This window comes from Rhodococcus sp. IEGM 1372 (assembly GCF_030056835.1).
Taxonomy (GTDB): domain Bacteria; phylum Actinomycetota; class Actinomycetes; order Mycobacteriales; family Mycobacteriaceae; genus Rhodococcoides.
Map to the genome: position 1 here is coordinate 332,027 of NZ_JASHKS010000001.1, position 17,654 is coordinate 349,680.

Annotated in this window: 12 protein-coding genes; 5 read left to right on the plus strand and 7 right to left on the minus strand. The window is 66.9% G+C overall.

Annotation, left to right across the window (positions count from 1 at the left end; all coding sequences use genetic code 11):
• Positions 1-3: 3 nt before the first annotated feature.
• Positions 4-1,029 carry a YlbL family protein gene (locus QM590_RS01605; RefSeq protein WP_269593545.1) on the minus strand — a complete coding sequence of 342 codons (1,026 nt, stop codon included), beginning with the start codon at positions 1,027-1,029 and terminating at the stop codon, positions 4-6.
• Positions 1,030-1,175: 146 nt separating this feature from the next.
• Between QM590_RS01605 and QM590_RS01610 the strand changes: the two genes are divergently transcribed.
• The 3 genes from QM590_RS01610 to QM590_RS01620 all read left to right on the plus strand — a co-directional run bounded on the left by QM590_RS01610 (position 1,176) and on the right by QM590_RS01620 (position 4,991).
• Positions 1,176-2,573, plus strand: a complete 1,398-nt coding sequence (locus QM590_RS01610; RefSeq protein WP_269593544.1) for a zinc-dependent metalloprotease — start codon at positions 1,176-1,178, stop codon at positions 2,571-2,573.
• A 122-nt stretch (positions 2,574-2,695) separates the two neighbouring features.
• Complete coding sequence (locus QM590_RS01615; RefSeq protein WP_269593543.1) at positions 2,696-3,589, plus strand: hypothetical protein; 894 nt, start codon at positions 2,696-2,698, stop codon at positions 3,587-3,589.
• Positions 3,590-3,680: 91 nt separating this feature from the next.
• The gene (locus QM590_RS01620) at positions 3,681-4,991 is read left to right on the plus strand and encodes an ABC1 kinase family protein (RefSeq protein ID WP_269593542.1); all 1,311 of its coding nucleotides are present in this window, start codon (positions 3,681-3,683) and stop codon (positions 4,989-4,991) included.
• A 34-nt stretch (positions 4,992-5,025) separates the two neighbouring features.
• Here QM590_RS01620 and QM590_RS01625 read toward each other — a convergent pair whose 3' ends face one another.
• Together QM590_RS01625 and QM590_RS01630 are read right to left on the minus strand one after the other, a co-directional pair.
• The gene (locus QM590_RS01625) at positions 5,026-5,346 is read right to left on the minus strand and encodes a WhiB family transcriptional regulator (protein WP_068045970.1); all 321 of its coding nucleotides are present in this window, start codon (positions 5,344-5,346) and stop codon (positions 5,026-5,028) included.
• Between the two features lie 604 nt (positions 5,347-5,950).
• Positions 5,951-8,065: an ATP-dependent DNA helicase UvrD2 gene (locus QM590_RS01630; protein WP_411741263.1), complete on the minus strand. Its 2,115-nt coding sequence runs from the start codon at positions 8,063-8,065 to the stop codon at positions 5,951-5,953.
• A 116-nt stretch (positions 8,066-8,181) separates the two neighbouring features.
• On the opposite strand from QM590_RS01630, the gene QM590_RS01635 reads away from it, so the two are divergent.
• A complete protein-coding gene (locus QM590_RS01635; protein WP_032398313.1) occupies positions 8,182-8,451 on the plus strand; it encodes a mycoredoxin in 270 nt (89 codons plus the stop codon).
• Positions 8,452-8,458: 7 nt separating this feature from the next.
• On the opposite strand, the gene nudC is transcribed toward QM590_RS01635, so the two are convergent.
• On the minus strand, positions 8,459-9,361 hold the full coding sequence (gene nudC / locus QM590_RS01640; RefSeq protein ID WP_269593540.1) for an NAD(+) diphosphatase: 903 nt from the start codon (positions 9,359-9,361) through the stop codon (positions 8,459-8,461).
• Positions 9,362-9,385: 24 nt separating this feature from the next.
• Positions 9,386-10,453, minus strand: a complete 1,068-nt coding sequence (locus tag QM590_RS01645) for a potassium channel family protein (RefSeq protein ID WP_094670884.1) — start codon at positions 10,451-10,453, stop codon at positions 9,386-9,388.
• Between the two features lie 105 nt (positions 10,454-10,558).
• Here QM590_RS01645 and QM590_RS01650 point away from each other — a divergent pair, with 105 nt between their 5' ends.
• On the plus strand, positions 10,559-10,945 hold the full coding sequence (locus tag QM590_RS01650; protein ID WP_269593539.1) for a DoxX family protein: 387 nt from the start codon (positions 10,559-10,561) through the stop codon (positions 10,943-10,945).
• Here the strand turns inward: QM590_RS01650 and QM590_RS01655 are convergent.
• Positions 10,908-14,324 carry an ATP-dependent helicase gene (locus QM590_RS01655; protein ID WP_269593538.1) on the minus strand — a complete coding sequence of 1,139 codons (3,417 nt, stop codon included), beginning with the start codon at positions 14,322-14,324 and terminating at the stop codon, positions 10,908-10,910. The genes QM590_RS01650 and QM590_RS01655 overlap by 38 nt on opposite strands.
• Complete coding sequence (locus QM590_RS01660; protein ID WP_269593537.1) at positions 14,321-17,638, minus strand: ATP-dependent helicase; 3,318 nt, start codon at positions 17,636-17,638, stop codon at positions 14,321-14,323. The genes QM590_RS01655 and QM590_RS01660 overlap by 4 nt, the downstream gene beginning before the upstream one ends.
• Between the last annotated feature and the right edge of the window lie 16 nt (positions 17,639-17,654).

The window sequence follows — 17,654 nt, forward strand, 5'->3', positions numbered from 1 at the left end:
GGGTCAGCTGCAGGACGGCACGTCGCCGCCGGAGCCGATCGCCTGTAGCGAGTCGATTGCACCGTCCAACGATTCGACACGCACCAGTCTGAGGCCATCGGGGACGTTCTGTTGCGCCTCTCCGCAGTTCGCGTCCGGCACCAGGAACGTGGTGGCTCCGGCTTCACGGGCGGCGATCAGCTTGTACGGAATGCCGCCGATGGGGCCGACCGTGCCTTCGGCGTCGATGGTCCCCGTCCCCGCGACGAACTCTCCGTTGCTCAGCTCACCGGGACTGAGCTTGTCGACCACGGCCAGGCTGAACATCAGTCCGGCCGACGGTCCACCGACGTCGGCAAGGTTGAACGTCACGTCGAACGGCACGTCCGGCTGCTCCTCGGGCGTGACGCCGAGGTATCCCAACGCTTCGTCGTCGGGCCGGGCTTCGAGCACCACCGAATCCGTCCGCGTCGTGCCGTCCCGGACGTACTCGATATCGATGGAATCACCCGGGGCCCTGGAGCTGACCGCCTCGCGAACCGCGGACGCCGTGGACACGGGAGCTCCGTCGACCGAGACGAGCGTGTCCCCCACGTTCAGCACGCCGGCAGCGGGCCCGTCATCGGCCACACTCGCCACCGCGAGCGTCACGGGCAGATCCAGATGATGCAGCGCGGCGAGTTCGGCGCTGGACTCCGACTCCTCGAAGTCCGCCTGATTACCCTCCTGCACTTCTTCCTTCGACATGTCCGGCGGATAGACCTCCTCGCGCGGAACGAGTCCCTGCCTGCCGCTGGCCCAGAAGCCGAGTGCCTCGAACAGATTGAGCTGATCACGCACGGCCACGGTCGTCATGTTCAAGTGGCCCGCGGTTGGGTCGACCTCGGTTCCGTCGATCTGCACCACGGGTACCCCGTCGACGTCACCGAGAGTGTTGTACGTCGGGCCGGGGCCGAGAGCGGCGAACGGAACGGTGACGACCGAGCCCGTGACGCCCAACACCACCACAGGTACCAGCGCAGCGACAAGAGTGGCGATCCTTCGGTTCACTCCGTAGACACTAGATCCGAATACGGTCGACGGTGCAGACCGCCCCTACCGAGTACGTCCGTACCGACTTCTCTCGGCTCGGACTGTTCGCCGTCAGCGTGACGATCAACCACTCTCTCCGTTCGTCGGGCTTGTACCGTTGAGTCATGAGCAATTTTGGTTTCGGTGCCTCCGACGACGACCCGGACAAGAAGAAGGATCCGGACGGCTCGGGCAACCCTGCCGGTTTCGGCTTCGGCGGCGAGGGATTCGACCCCGCACAGCTGGGCCAGATGCTCACCCAGTTCGGCCAGATGCTCAGCGGTATGGGAGCTGCGGGCGGAACCGGTTCGGGGCCGGTGAACTACGACCTGGCCAAACAGCTCGCACGTCAGCAGATGGGCGATTTCAGCCCGGTGTCGGCAGGCGAACGAGAGGCCATCACCGACGCCGCACACCTGGCCGAGCTGTGGCTGGACGGGGCGACGACATTGCCGGCCGGGGCTACGAAGACCGTTGCATGGACGCCGGTCGACTGGCTCGACAACACGATCGACACCTGGAAGCGCTTGTGCGACCCGGTCGCCGAGCAGATCTCGGGCATGTGGACCTCCGGCCTGCCCGCCGAGGCGCAGCAGATGGCAGGTCCGATGATGGGCATGCTGACGCAGATGGGCGGGATGGCGTTCGGCTCGCAGCTCGGTCAGGCACTCGGCCAGCTGTCCAAGGAGGTGCTGACGTCCACCGACATCGGCCTGCCCCTCGGACCGTCGGGAACAGCGGCACTGCTGCCGTCGGCCATCTCGTCGTTCAGTGAGGGACTCGAGCAGCCCGACCGTGAGGTATTGGTGTTCCTCGCCGCGCGTGAAGCCGCCCACCAGCGGCTGTACAGCCACATTCCGTGGTTGCGGCAGCGGGTTCTTGCCACCGTCGAGGAGTACGCGCGCGGGATCCGGATGGACTTCTCGGCCATCGAGGAGGCCGCCGCAGGACTCGACCCGTCCGCGTTGACCGACCCGTCGAAGATCGAGGCGATCCTGCAGCAGGGTGCTTTCGAGCCACAGACGACGCCGGAGCAGAAGCACGCACTCGAGCGTCTCGAGACGCTGCTCGCCCTGGTCGAAGGATGGGTCGAGACAGTGGTTGCAGCAGCTCTGGGCGACCGCCTGCCCGGTGCCGTCGCACTCGGCGAAACGATCAGACGCCGCCGGGCATCGGGAGGCCCCGCCGAACAGACCTTCGCGACGCTGGTCGGCCTGGAACTGCGACCCCGCAAGGTTCGCGAGGCCGCCGAGCTGTGGCGTCAGCTCCTCGCCGCAGCCGACGTCGAGGGACGCGACGGTGTGTGGGCACACCCCGATCTGCTCCCCGACTCCTCGGACCTGGACAACCCCGCCGCGTTCATCGACCGCGTGGTCGGCGGTGGAACGTCGAGCTTCGACGACCCGATCGCGCAGCTCGAGGCGATGGAGGCCAAGGAGCGCGCCGAGGCGGCCGAACGCGCCGCGGAAGGCGACGACGAGGGCACCGACGGAGATCCCGAGAAGGGTTCATCCACACCCTGACCCGTCCGTTTCGCGCCACTTCGATCGAGACCGTCGAACGCCTGCTCGGAGGCACTTCCACCCTGTGGATAACGTGCCCTGAGCGGGCGTTCTTCGTTGTCGGCGCTGTCAGAGTGTGTCTCATGATCACACCGACCGTTCGACTCGATCCCGCAGTGGCAATTCTGCCGCGTCGAGACGGCACCGTTCAGTTGGGCTGGAATCCCGAGACCAGCGTCGTCGTCACGCCACCTCCCGGTGCCGAGCCGGGCTCGATACTCGAAATACTCCGGCTGCTGGCCGCGGGTCATTCCAGACCTCATATCGTCTGTCACGCAATGACATTGGGAATGTCGGCCAATCGGACATCGGCGATGCTCGGCGAACTGGAGGACTCCGGGTTGCTGATGCACGGCACGAGAGAACCCGTGGTGCCCAACGCCTCGCCGCATGCGTCGCAGCGCGGATCGGGGACGGTGAAGACCGTCCACCTCGTGGGGCGGGGTCCGATCTCGGACGCGTTGGCCTCCGGTCTGAGTCGAACCGGTGTCACGGTGAGTCGAACGAGTCTGACTCCGACGCGCTATCCGCACTCGGTGGTGAGATCGTGGAACTACGACGTCGTGGTGCTCGCCGACGATCTGGTTGCCGAACCTCGATTGGTGACCGACCTGGTGCGGCTGCGCATCCCACATCTGCAGGTGCGGCTGCGAGACGGGAAGGGCATCGTCGGTCCTTTCGTGTTGCCCGGTCGAACGAGTTGCCTGCGGTGCGCAGATCTGACGCGATGCGACTTCGAGCCCGAGTGGCCGCATCTTTCCGCTCAACTGCTCGGCACGGTAGGCCAGGCCAGCAGCGCGACGGTGTTGGCCACGGCAGCGTTCGCGTTCGCTCAGTTGGAGAACCTCATCGGCCGTTCCGACGCCGCGCTTCCCGAGACCGCCGACTGCACCATGGAACTGGACTTCGCAGCAACCGGAACCACCGTGCACAAACGCCTGTGGTCCAAGCATCCTCACTGCGATTGCTGGCACTGACCACACGCGCTTGTAGCGAGCTCACCACGACCGATGGGGTCGGCGCAGGGCCGTCCGAGCAATTGTCGGAAGGTTCAGCCATGATGGAGCTGTGTCTGACATACCGCGCCGTGGATCGACTCGTACTGCAAAACTGGCCAGCATTCCCCTCGGGATGGCCGGTCGTGCTGCCATGGGGTTCGGCAAGAAGCTCGCCGGCGGCAATCGTGACGAAATCGATGCGGACATGGCCGCCAAGGCAGCCGAACAGCTCTTCTCCGTCCTCGGGGAGCTCAAGGGCGGTGCCATGAAGCTCGGGCAGATGCTCTCGGTGATGGAAGCGGCCGTTCCGGAGGAGTATTCGGAGCCGTACCGCGAGGCGTTGACCAAACTGCAGGCGCAGGGCCCGCCCATGCCCGCGAAGACCGTGCATCGGGTGTTGGACCAGCAACTCGGAACTGCGTGGCGGTCACGTTTCCTCGATTTCGACGACACTGCGATCGCGTCGGCGAGCATCGGACAGGTGCACCGCGCAACCTGGGCCGACGGACGCGATGTCGCGGTCAAGATCCAGTACCCCGGCGCAGACGACGCATTGCGCTCCGACCTCAAGACGCTGTCGCGGTTCGCGAACCTGTTCAGCACGGTGCTCGCGGGCACGGACGTCAAGCCGGTGCTCGAAGAATTGACGGCCCGTACCGAGGACGAGCTGGATTACCGTATCGAGGCCGCGAATCAACGTGCCTTCAGCAAGGAATTCGCAGGCGATTCACAGTTCGCGATTCCCAAGATCGTCGCCAGTGCTCCCAAAGTCGTTGTCAGCGAATGGATGACGGGCAGGCCGTTGGCCGATGTGATCGCGAACGGGACGGCCGAGGAGCGTAACCGGGCGGGCGAACTGCTCGCGTTGTTCGCATTCGTGTCCCCGGCGCGGGCGAAGTTGCTGCACGCCGACCCGCATCCGGGCAACTTCATGATGCTCGACGACGGACGCATGGGTGTCATCGACTTCGGTGCGTGCGCTCCGATGCCCGACGGTCTCCCGCCCGTCCTGGGTCGTATGGTCTCGCTCGCCCGCGACGAGAAGTTCGACGAGCTCGTGGTGTTGTTCACGGAGAGCGGCTTCGTGGTGCCGGGCCGAACGGTGACAGAGAAGGAGATCGAAGACTATCTGCGTCCCTTCACCGATCCGATTCACACCGAATCGTTCCACTTCACCCGGGCCTGGCTGCAGAAGGCCGCGGGCACCGCTGCAGATTTCAACAGTGCGCAGTTCCGCACCGTTCGTGCACTGAACATGCCTGGGGAATATGTGATGATTTTTCGCGTGCTGGGCGGGCTGGTCGGGATCTGTGCCCAACTCGACGCCTACGCGCCGTACATGGCGATCCTGACCGAGTGGATGCCCGGCTTCACCGACTGATTCGTTCGGCGAAACCGGGCACCGGTCTCGGGCGTCATGCTGCGTTCTTGCGTGGCCGTCCCCGGGGACGCTTGCGGGCGATGACGACACCCTGCTCGAGGATCTCGCCGCCCCAGACGCCCCACGGCTCGGCCCGGTCGAGGGCCGCGCTCAGGCAGGTACGCCGGATGGGGCATTGGGCGCACAGCGCCTTGGCCTGCTCGAGTTCGGCAGGGGTGTCGGCGAACCACATGTCGGGGTTCGCCGCTCGGCAGGGCACTGACAAGGCCAGTTCGACCGATTCGGTCGAATACTGTGCAGCGTAGGCACTTTCGGACTCTGGTCGGCATGTCGTCCGGATCGTGGCGGTTGACACGTCGGTCTCCTCTACTTTTCGTGCGGCGTCGTTATCGGTTCGAGGGGTGATGCGAACCAGTCGGCCTCACGCTCGGATAGAGGAACTACCTGAACGAGAAAGGCCACGGTCCGCGAGTGCGGGTCCGTGGCCTGGTGGGGCTTGTCGAAGCGTCTACCGACAGTGAAGTCGGTGTCTGCTGTCGAGCACGGACGCACGTGGTGCGCGGTGACGTCGGGCTGCCTGAGCAACGGCTTTCGCTCCTGGTGCCAGGGCGACCTGGGCGGAATTCGACACCGAGGCCGCGTATGCGGACTCGTGGATGGGGCCGAAAGCAGAGGAACGAATCCACGTCTGCGCAACAGAGCCTGCGGCTGCGGCATGAGTGCCGAGGGGGGCAACTCCGAAAGGTGCCGTGCCGAGGACAGGGCTGAACGCGACGGTTGCGTGGGCAACGGCGGCGTGCAATGTGTTGATCATTTTCTTCAGCTCCTGTTCTGGTCTCGTCGGCGGATTGGACAGTGCGCGGTCTCCCGCGGCACGTGAAACAGACTAAGCCCCCCGCCGATATCTGCACAAGTTATTTTCTACCTGCGGTTTTGCGGAGATTTTCGGAACCTCCGCGTCACGTGTCCGAGGCTCGCACCACGGTGAGAACTTCTTCGCCGAACCGCTCCAGCTTCTTGGCCCCGATTCCCGGAATCGCGACCAACCCACGCTCGTCCTGCGGTTGCTGCTCCGCGATGGCCGTCAGCGTGTTGTCGCTGAACACCACGTAGGCGGGCACCTTCAGTTCGCGGGACTTGTCCAATCGCCACGACTTCAGCGCGTCGAGCAGAGCGATGTCGACGTTCGACGGACAACTGTCGCATCGACCCAGCATGGTCGCGGACGTGCCGATCAACGGCTTCCCGCACAACCGGCACTTGGGGCCGGACTTCTTGGCAGCGGGCGCGGCGATACGCGAGGCGGGTGAGCCCTCGGGGATCAGACCGTTGAGAAACCTCGACCGCCGCCGCGATTTGCGTCCACCCTCGTTGCGGGCGAGCGCCCAGGACAGATGCAGGTGGACACGGGCGCGGGTGACACCGACGTAGAGCAGCCTGCGTTCCTCCTCGACGGCCGCCTCGTTGTTGGCACTGGGGTCGTTGCCGATCGCGTGCGAGATCGGCAGAGTGCCGTCGGCGAGACCGACGATGAACACCGCGTCCCACTCGAGCCCCTTCGCCGCATGCAGCGACGCGAGGGTCACGCCCTGGACCGTCGGTGGGTGCCGCGCCTCGGCGCGCGCGGCGAGCTCCCCCAACAACTTCTCGAGGGTCAGTTCCGGATCGTGCACCAGAAGTTCTTCGGTGAGCTGCACCAGACCGCCGAGAGAGGCCCACTTCTCGCGGGCCTGTGCACCGGTCGGCTCGGTTGCCGTGAGGCCGAGCGGGGCCAACACCGCTCGCACCAGAGCCGGCAGTCCCTCGCCCGCCTGTGCGCCGTCGGGCAGATCGTCACGGCCGCCTGCCTGCCGCAACGCGTTGACTCCCTGCCGCACCTCGGGCCTGGTGAAGAACCCCTCGCCGCCACGCACCTGGTAGGGGATCTTCAGCTCGGTCAACGCCTGCTCGTGTGCCTCCGACTGTGCGTTGATGCGGTACAGAATCGCGATCTCGGCCGGCTCGACGCCCTTCGAGATCAATCGCTTGACCGCACGCGCCACACCGTCGGCTTCCGCAGGCTCGTCGTCGTACTCGAAGAACTCCGGCTCGGGTCCCGGCTGACGCTGACCGATCAACTGCAGTCGGGTGCCGGCGATGCGACCGCGAGCGGCACCGATCACGCGATTGGCCAGTGACACCACCTCGGGCGTGGAACGGTAGTCGCGCTCGAGCCGAACCACGGTGGCCTCGGGGTACTTCCGTGAGAAGTCGAGGAGATACCGCGGAGATGCCCCGGTGAAGGAATAGATGGTCTGGTTCGCGTCGCCGACGACGGTGAGATCGTCACGCTCGCCCACCCAGGCGTCGAGCACCCGTTGCTGCAACGGAGTGACGTCCTGGTACTCGTCGACGACGAAGCAGCGGTAGCGCTCACGGAACTCGTCGGCCACCGACGAATGTTCTTCCAGCGCAGCGGCCGTGTGCAGCAGGAGGTCGTCGAAGTCGAGCAACATGCCGTCACCTCCGCGCGACTTGAGCTCCTCGTAACCTGCGTACACGGCGGCGACCTTGGTCGCCTCCATCGGAACGTCACGGCGATTGCTCGCCGCGATGCGCGGGTAGTCCTCGGGTGCGATCAGCGATCCCTTGGCCCATTCGATCTCCCCCGCGAGATCTCGGATGGCGTCCGTCGACGTCGACACCCCGGCGCGGTTCGCCGCCTGCGAGACGACGGTGAACTTGCGGTCGAGCAGCTGCCATCCGGTGTCGCCGACCACCTGCGGCCAGAAGTACTTGAGCTGGCGCATGGCCGCGGCGTGAAACGTACGAGCCTGCACCGGAGGACCGTCTCCCCCGACGCCGAGCTCGCGCAGACGGCCACGCATCTCGCCGGCCGCGCGCGCGGTGAACGTGACCGCCAGCACCTGCCCCGAGGACACATGCCCGGCAGAGACGAGGTGGGCGATGCGTCGGGTGATCGTACGTGTCTTTCCCGTGCCCGCACCCGCCAGAACGCAGACCGGGCCACGGGGAGCCAGTACCGCCGCGGATTGCTCCGGATCGAGTCCGGCGGTCATCGCGTCGTCAGCCATGAGGACCATTGTGTCAGTGCGTACCGACAGTTCCACTCGGGGCCGAACCGGGTGGCCGACGGCCGATGCAGGTGTCGGCCGGAACAATCGCGCCTGCGCTCCTGTTGACTGTTCACGTGACCACTACCGAGAACACCCCGCAGACCCCGGCCGCGCTGACCGTCTACTCCACCACGTGGTGCGGTTACTGCCGCAGGCTCAAGACCCAGCTCGACCAGGCCGGAATCGAGTACGCCGAGATCGACATCGAGCAGAACCCGGAGTCGGCCGACTTCGTCGGCAGCGTCAACAACGGCAACCATGTGGTGCCGACCGTGCTCTTCGCCGACGGCTCGACGGCCACGAACCCCACTCTGGCCGAGGTCAAGCGCGCGCTGTCGCTCTGATCGGACGTCAGGCCGTCGCCGCCCACGCCTCGAGCATTCCCCGTGCGATGGAGATCGAGCCCGGCAGAAGCAACCGGGAGGTCGAATCCGATCCCCAGTCGCCCAGCTCTAGCGCGGCGAGAACTTCTGCCCGATCGAACCAGTGGGCCTCGGCGATCTCGCCGTCCTGAAAGTGCAGCGGTTGCTCCGGGTCGGCGACGGCGGAGAACCCGATCATCACCGATCGCGGAAACGGCCACGGTTGGCTGCCCAGATACTCGATACCGGACACGTCCAGGCCCACTTCTTCTCTGATCTCCCGTGTGACACAGGTTTCCAGCGACTCACCGGCCTCGACGAAGCCCGCGAGCACCGAGAAACGACGCTCGGGCCACGCGGGTGCCCGAGCCAGCAACACTCGGTCGCCTCCGTCGTGAACGAGACAGATCACCGCCGGATCGGTACGCGGGAATTCCTCGTGACCGGTGGACGTGCTCGTTCGCGACCAGCCTGCGCTCGACGGAACGGACGGCGCGCCGTCGAGTGAGCTGAAGTGCGCGCTCGCATGCCAATTGAGGATCGCCAGGGCTCCGGTCACCGTCGACAACGCGGCGCTGTCGAGTCGATCGCCGTCGGTGCGCAGGTCGCCGACCGTGCCCGCCACGACCTCCACCCGGCGGGCCCACAGATGCCGATCGCCGTGAATTCCGAGGAACACCGCATCGGCCGTCGGCTCGGTAGCGAGATCCGCGGCAGAGCCGAACACCAGGCCGTTCTCGTCAACCGGGAATCGGCCTCTGCCGTCCACGTTCAGGACGCGAGCAGTCGGCCAACCCGCTGCCAACGCTGCGGTGTCTCGGCGCAGTTCTTCTGCCCTGTTCAGTGGCGATCGGGACAGTCGAGGGGGGTGAGCGAGTTGGAATTTCGGCACGCGCACGACCCTACTTGGCCGTGACTAGTCGCCGACGCGACGGATGTAGAGCAGTCGGTCGGAGGCCTCGACCGCATCGACTTCCGGAGTACCGACTCGGAACAGCTTGCCGCCCCGCACCACCCCGAGAACGATGTCGGTCAGGTGCCGCGGAGACCCGCCCACCTCGTCACGCTCGACTTCGCGCTCCGCGATCGCGAAGCCTGCCTCCGGAGTCAACAGATCCTCGATCATCTCCACGACGGACGGAGTCGACGTGGCGATACCGAGCAGACGTCCCGCGGTCTCGGACGAGACGACAACCGAATCGGCACCGGACTGACGCAGCAGGTGCGTGTTCTCCGCTTCCCTGATGGCTGCGACGATCTTGGCTTTGGGAGCGATCTCTCGGGCGGTCAGAGTCACCAGCACTGCGGTGTCGTCTCGATTGGTCGCCACGATGATCGCCGACGCGTGCTGGGCACCGGTGAGTCTGAGCACGTCGGACTTGGTCGCCGAACCGTGGACCGTGACCAAGCCCATGGCCGATGCGGTGTCGAGCACCATCTGATCGGTGTCGACGACCACGATGTCGGACGCCGACACGCCGTCTCCGAGCATCGCGTCGACTGCGGTACGGCCCTTGGTGCCGAAACCGATGACCACGGTGTGATTGCGCACGCTGCGTCTCCATCGCTGAATTTTGAATGCCTGCCGGGACCGCTCGGTGAGAACCGACAGCGTGGTACCGACCAACAGAATGAGGAATAGGACCCGGAGGGGTGTGATGACCAGGATGTTGACCAGTCGAGCCGACGGGCTCATCGGTGCGATATCGCCGTATCCCGTCGTCGACAGCGACACGGTTGCGTAGTAGAAGGCGTCCAGGAAGGACAATTCGCCGTTCTGGTTGTCGCTGTACCCGTCGCGATCGAGATAGACGACGAACGCCGCCAAGAACAGGATGCCCAGCGCCATCAGAACTCGCTTGTAGATGGCGCGCCACGGACTCGATTCCAGTTCGGGTACCCGGAGCACTCCCACGAGGGCGAAGTCGGGCTTGTCGGTCAGCGCGCCGCTGTCACCCAAGCGCGCTCGCAACCTACCTGCCACGTCGCCCGCCGAGGTACTCACCGATGTCGAGATCATTCACGGCACGCAGCGTAACCCCATGCCAGGCTTCCGTGCCGACGACGCTTGGTGTGGCACGGTATGGGCATGACACAGAGATCGAGTCAGGCAGCCGCACAGCGCCTCGCGGGACTGCTCGCCGGAGCCGGAGTTCTGCACTTCGCCACGCCGAAGTTCTTCGATGCCCAGGTACCGACGGCCTTGCCCGGCTCGGCGCGGACCTACACGCAGGTCTCGGGTGTGGCCGAACTCGCCGTGGCCGCAACGCTGGCCGCACCACGGACTCGTCGACTGGGCGGTGCACTCGCGGCCGCGCTGTTCGTCGTGGTCTTCCCCGCCAACATCAATCTCGCGTGGAAGTACGTACAGAGCCCGAAGACCTCACCGGCTCTCAAAGCAGCGATGATCGCCCGGCTGCCGCTGCAGATTCCGCTGGTCACCGAGGCTCTGAAGGCTCGTCGGAACGCACCGTAGGCTCCGGCTGCTCGGGCCCGACCCGGCCTTCCAGAAGCTGAGCCAATTCCGTTGCGTCCGGCAGGTTCTCGGGCGAAATGGTGTGACCGCTGCGCACGTAGTGGAACGCTGCGCGCACTCGGTCGAGCGGAACCGGTTCGGCGCGCCCGATGGACATCAGCTCGGCCCACGCCAACCGGTAGGCCGCGAGCTGCATCGCTACCGCCCGCTGTTCCGACGCCGTCGGCTCTGCGCCCGTCTTCCAGTCGACGACGGTCCAGCCCCCGTCCGCGTCCGCGAACACGGCGTCGATGCGTCCTCGCAGTACCGTTCCCGCCACGGAGGTCTCGAACGGCACCTCCACTTCGACGGGGCTGCGGAGCGACCAGTCCGATTCGAGAAACGCCTGCTGGAGGGTTTCGAGGTCGACGTCGGCCGAGGCTCCGGTGTCGGCCGAGCCCGGCAGTTCGTCGAGATCGAGCAATCGGGTCGCGCCGAAACGGCGCTCGATCCAGGCGTGAAACGCGGTTCCTCTGCGCGCCAACGGGTTCGGCGGGAACGGCAGAGGCCTGCGCAGGCGTGAGGCCAACGCATCGGGGTCCGCCGCGAGGTCGACCAGCTGCGTCACCGACAGGTTGCCGGGAAGAGCCACGTCCACTCCCGCGACCGATCGTGCGGCCCGCTCGGCCAGCAGAGTGTCGACGTCCGCGGCCCAGTTCTCGGGGTCCTCCCGGGTTCGATCCTGGATACCGTCACGCTCTTCGCTCGGTGTGGCCGAGATATCTGCCAGCGCGCGCAGCACTTCCTGCGCACCGCTCTCGATCGCTCCGCGCCTGGAGCCGAGTGGATCGCGTGGCCAGGACGCGGTGTGCGGCACGGCCCCGAGCGGGTTCGACGCCCCATCCTCCGGGGCGGGTGCCCACTGCTCGATCACCGCGGTGTCGGCGAATTGCTCGATGTGCGTGTGCAACTCGTCAAGAAAATCCGACGGTCCACGCGGCTTCGTGGCGGTCTCGTCCCAGTGATGCGCGGATACCAGCAGCACCCGTTCGGTTCGGGTGAGCGCCACGTAGAACAGTCGGCGATCCTCGGCGAGTCGACGCCTCGCCAGCGCATCCTTGTGACTCTTGACGGCGTCCTCGAGGTCCTTGCGATTGTGGAGTCGGTCGAGTTCGAGGACCGGAACGCCTTCCGCGCCCTCGCCGTCGAGTGCACGGTCACCGCGTAACGACGGCGGCAACTCGGCCATCGCCCCGAGCCAGGTCGAGGATGCGTTCGAGGACGGGAACACGCCCTTCGCCACGTGCGGGACGGCCACCACCTCCCATTCGAGGCCTTTCGCGGAATGGACGGTGAGCACCTGCACACGATGAGGGGCGACGTCGACCTCACCGGGGGCGAGGCCGTCCTCGACCGTCTCCGCAGCGGCCAGGAACGACAGGAATCCGGTGACCGTGGCAGTCGGGTTGTCGGCGTAATCGGCTACCACATGGGCGAATTCGTCGAGATGTTCACGACCGACCGCGCCGTCGGTGCTGATCGGTGTGCGGGCCTGAGCTTCGACGCCGATCCCCATGATCCGTTCTATGTCGCCGACCAATTCCGTCAGCGGCTGACCGATGCGGTCGCGCAGCAGGTGCAGTTCACCTGCCAGGGCGACGATCCGGCGATGCCCCACCTCCGAGTACCGCTCGGCCGGACCTGGATCGGCAATCGCGTCGGCCAGACCGGCCTGCTCCGACTGCTCGCCGGGTAGGGCGCTACCGAGGGCAGCATCGAGTGCCTCCGGGTCGTCGACGCGACCTGCGGTGCCGTAGCCGCCGCGGATCTCGAGTTCTCGGGCGCGCTGCGAGAGTGCCCGCAGATCCGTCGGTCCGATCTGCCACCGAGAGCCGGTGAGGATGCGCATCGCCGAGCTACCGGCAGTGGGGTCGGCTACCAACCGCAGCATCGCGATGATGTCGGCCACCTCGGGAACGTGCAGCAATCCACCGAGCCCCACGACCTCCACCGGCAACCCGCGGCTGCGCAGTACCTCCGCGATCGGCTCGGCGTCGGCGTTGCGGCGCACCAGAACCGCGGCGGTGGGCGGCGTGCGATCCTGTTCGAGGGCAGCGCGGTACTCCCCCGCGATCCGGTCGGCGATCCACTCTCGTTCGCCCACAACGGTATCGGTGACGGCCAGTCGGACATCACCGGGAACCGCACCCGGGCGGGCCCGCAGGGTCGGCACCGGCACCCCGACGCGGCGCAGTGGGTCGGTGATCAGGTTGGCCAGCGTCAATGCCTCGGGCGGATTTCGCCAGCTGGTGAGCAGCTCGAGCCGGGGTGCCGGGCTGCCGTCGGCCTTGGGGAAATCGGTGGCGAACCGAGGCAGGTTTGCTGCCGATGCGCCGCGCCACCCGTAGATCGACTGCATCGGGTCACCGACGGCGGTCAGGGCCAACTGCGGATCGCTGCCGGAACCGAACAGCGACGACAGCAGAACGCGTTGGGCATGCCCGGTGTCCTGGTACTCGTCGAGCAACACGAGCCGGAATCTCTGCCGTTCGGCGATTCCCACCTCGGCATGCTCGGCCGCGACCCGAGCCGCCATCGACATCTGCGAGCCGAAATCCAGTGCACCCTCGCGCCGCAGTGTCTGCGCCAGCCGTTCCACCAACGGCAGCAACCCGATTCGTTGATGTTGCGCGTCGAGGATGTTCAGCAACTCCTTGGTGGGGCCACCACGTTGTCGCGGTCCCGGCCCGAGAGTGTGCACCAACTTCTCCAACTCCACGTGTGCATGGCGCAGATCGTCGGGATCGACCAGATGCTCGGCCAACTGACCGGAGAGTGCGAGTACCGCCTCGGTGACCGACGTGGGGTTGCGGTCGGTGTCCAGGTCGCCGTCCCAGGTGCTGACGACACGGTGGGCCAGCTGCCACAGTTCGGTTTCCGACAACAGAGTCGCGGACGGTTCGATCGGCAGCAGCAAGCCGTGCTCGGTGAGCAGCCGGCCCGCGTAGGAGTGGTAGGTGCTCACTTCCGGCTCGGCACCGAGGATTCGCTCGCGCAGTGCCAGGCTGGGGTCGAGTGCGCGCACCAGATCGGATCCGGCCAGCCGAGCCAGCCGAGCTCTGATCCGAGAGGTCAACTGCTGTGCGGCTTTTCGAGTGAAGGTCAGACCCAGAACCTGGTCGGGGTCGACGAAACCGTTGGCCACCATCCACACCACGCGGGCCGCCATGGTCTCGGTCTTGCCCGCACCTGCCCCCGCGACGACGAGCGTCGGGCCGGGCGGCGCTGCGATCACCGCGGCTTGTTCGTCGGTCGGTGGATGTTTCTGCCCGAGCGCCCGGGCGAGCTCGACCGGCGACACCCGTACCGAACCGGTCCGTGTCTTCGTCGATGTCGTCACTGCTCGGTCACCTGCCTTCCCGTCTCGTGTGCCGGGCAGCTGGACTTGACCGGGCAGTGCCTGCAGCCGTCGTTGATCCGCGCCTCGAACGTGGGTCCCTGCGTCGCCGATGCGGCCTGATGCACGGTGTCTCGCCACTCCTCGAGTTTCTCCGGCGTCGGCACTTGCTGGACGCGCTGCGTTGCCCCGTCCTTGTTGTGGGGCTTGGCCACGAACACCAGCCGCGCTCCGCCGGGCTCGCCCGCAGGCTCGCCCTCGATGGCACCGGCTGCCGCGGCGACCTGGTATGTAGCCAGCTGATGATGGCCCTGGGCATCCTCCTTGGACATCACGGTCTTGGCCGTCTTGACGTCGATGATCACCGGCCGACCGTCCGGATCGTGCTCGAGTCGGTCGATGCGGCCGCGCAACGCCACCGCCGGCTCGTCCTCCGACCGAGCGTCGAGTATGCCGTCGACGCGCACTTCGACTCCGGCCTCGGTGAGCTCGCCTCGACTGCCCTGCAACCAGGTCTCGAAGGTCTCGAGCATCGCCCCGGTTCGGTCGAGTTCGTGCCGTGAGAACCATTGTGATCCGAGATCTACTGCATCCCATGCTGTTTCGAGCGCACGTCGGAGTTGCTCCGGCGGTATCCGGCCGGCCACCGCCTGGACGAGAGTGTGTACGAGCGTGCCGGTGACCGCATGGGTGTTGGTGCCGTCGTTGCCGCCGTGACGTTCGAGCATCCACCGCAGCGGACAGGTGGTGAGTTGTTCCACCGTCGACGGCGACAGCGGCACCGGACCGTCGCCGAGCTGCCACAGCGGCGCGTCGGTGCTCGGCCCTGCCACTCCGAACCACTCGTCGGGATGCGCGCCTCGGACACCGGCGTCGGCGAGAGTGGCCAGATGCCGGGCCGCTCGGGCACGCTTGTCCGGATCCTGTTCGGCGACAATCGGATCGCACACCACACTTCGGAGTTCGGCCACCAGCATGGGCAGCGCCAACACTCGGTGCGCGGTCTCCGGCACGGGGGTCCCGGGTGCGAGATCCGACTCGCCTCCGCCGTCGACGCCGCGTAGTTCGTCCACGAATCGCGATCGGACCAGATCCGCATCTCCGGTACTGGAATCGACGGCTGTCACGAGCAAGGTCGATCGAGCGCGACTGCACGCCACCAGAAACAGCGTGCGCTCCTCGGCCAGCAACGGTGCCGACTTCGACAGTCGCCCGTCGAGCGCCGCTGCTGCATCGACCTTCCCGGATACGAGGTCGACCAGGGTGTCGGTGCCCAGCAGGCTGCCACGTGACCGCAGCCCCGGCCACAGGCCTTCCTGTACCCCGGCGACCGCGACGAGCTCCCATTCCCGACCCGCGGCAGAATGCGCGCTCAGCAGCGTCACCGCGTCGGCCCGAACCGTGGCGCGGTGTGAGTTCAGAGTAGGAATCTCCTGCTGCGCAATGTAATCGAGGAATCCACCGATCTGAGCCCGCGGCAACCTGTCGACGTATGCTGCCGCCGCGTCGAACAGCGCCACCACCGCATCCAGGTCGCGGTCGGCCTGGGCACCGGCCGAGCCACCCCAGGCGGACGCGGTGGACCAACGCCGCTCGAGCCCCGATGCCTGCCACGCCGCCCACAGCACGTCCTCGACACCGCGGCCGGTGCGGGCGAGCGCCCGTGCCTTCCGAATGACACCGAGGGCTCGACGCAACGGAGCGGACTCCACATCCGAGAGTCCGCCGATCCACCCGGCGCTCCCCCGAGCGTCGTCGGTGAGTACGACTCTGAGCAGCTCGGCCGAGTCGCGCTCGCCGCCCGATGCGAGTTCGAGCCTGCGCACGCCCCGGCGCAATCGCCGCAGACCCACCGGATCGGCCCCGCCGATCGGCCCGGAGAGCAGCGCGAGTGCATCTTCACCGTCGAAGCTCGGGTCGGAGATCGCACGCAGCACCAGCAGGAGACCCACGGCCCCGTGCTGGCGATGCAGCGGTAGCTCCGAGGTCGGGGTGATCATCGGCACCCCTGCGCCGTGCAGCGCCCGACGCAACGGTGCGAGGGTGCGCGGCACGGACCGCACCACGATCGCCATCTCGGACCACGGCATGCCGTCGATCAGGTGGGCACGACGCATGGCGTCGGCGATGATCGCCGCCTCCTTGGCAGGCGAGGACACGACGTGCACTCGCGCTGCAGGTTCACCGAAGCGTGCGGTGCCCACCGGTTCGGGACAGCGGTGCCGACCGAGCCCGGGCAACCGTCCGGCGATGATGTCGGTCAGCTCTGCGACCTCGGGCACGGACCGGTGATTGCGAGTGAGCATCACGCGACGCGGCGAATCCACCTCGACCAGGTCGGCCACGAAAGAGGGGTCGGCACCGCGAAAGGTGAACACGGCTTGATCGGGATCCCCGGCGACGACGGTGGATTCGGTGTCGGTTCCGATCAGCCGAACCAGCTGTGCCGCTTGCGGATCGAGGTGCTGCGCGTCGTCGACGACGAGGTGCCGGATTCGGGCGCGTTCGCTGCGCAGCAATTCGGGATCGGTGGCGAACGCCATGAGCGCTGCACCGATCAGCTCGGCGGCGTCCAGACCCGGTGCCGTGGCTCCGGCCGCTTCCACTCCGACGGCACCGCGCAACAACATGGCCTGCTCGTATCCGGCAGCGAACCTCCCGACGGCAACCCACTCGGGTCGGGCGTGTTTGCGACCCAGTTTGACGAGGTCTTCCGGTCCGATCCCGCGTTCGGCGGACCTGAGCATCATGTCTCGCACCGCAGTCACGAATCCCGCGGTGCCCAGTGCCGGACGCAGCCGCTCCGGCCAGTCTCGAGCTCCGTCCTCGAGATCGCCGCGCAGCATCTCGCGCACCACGGCGTCCTGCTCGGCACCGGTCAGCAATCGTGGCGGCGGATTGCCGTACAGCGAGGCCTGCAGCCGCAGCACCGCGAAGGCGTAGGAGTGCACCGTGCGCACCAACGGTTCACGGGTCGCCCGCAGTGCGTGATCGCCGCTGAAGAGACCAGAGGTGATGACCTCGCGGACCGCGGTTGCCGCCCGTTTGGACTGGGTGAGCACCAGCACCGACTCCGGATCACCGGTGACGATGCGCGAGACGGCGTAATCGGCCACGAGCGATGTCTTTCCCGTGCCGGGACCACCCAGGATCTGCCACGGATTCCATCGCGGTGCACCTGTCGCGGCCTCTGCTGCCGAGTCGGGTGTCGAGGACAGCAGCCGCGCTGCCGAGCCGGTCCACTCACGTGCCGGGCGAGCCACCTTGGGCGCACGGACGAGTGTGACCGTCGCGCCGTGTCTGCCGTCCGAACTCATGACACAGATGCAATCA

Bases quoted from the DNA above. Each gene is read 5' to 3' on its own strand.
- QM590_RS01610 (WP_269593544.1), top strand. From the start codon at position 1,176: ATGAGCAATTTTGGTTTCGGTGCCTCCGACGACGACCCGGACAAGAAG.
- QM590_RS01615 (WP_269593543.1), top strand. From the start codon at position 2,696: ATGATCACACCGACCGTTCGACTCGATCCCGCAGTGGCAATTCTGCCG.
- QM590_RS01630 (WP_411741263.1), bottom strand. From the start codon at position 8,065: ATGGCTGACGACGCGATGACCGCCGGACTCGATCCGGAGCAATCCGCG.
- QM590_RS01650 (WP_269593539.1), top strand. From the start codon at position 10,559: ATGACACAGAGATCGAGTCAGGCAGCCGCACAGCGCCTCGCGGGACTG.
- QM590_RS01660 (WP_269593537.1), bottom strand. From the start codon at position 17,638: ATGAGTTCGGACGGCAGACACGGCGCGACGGTCACACTCGTCCGTGCG.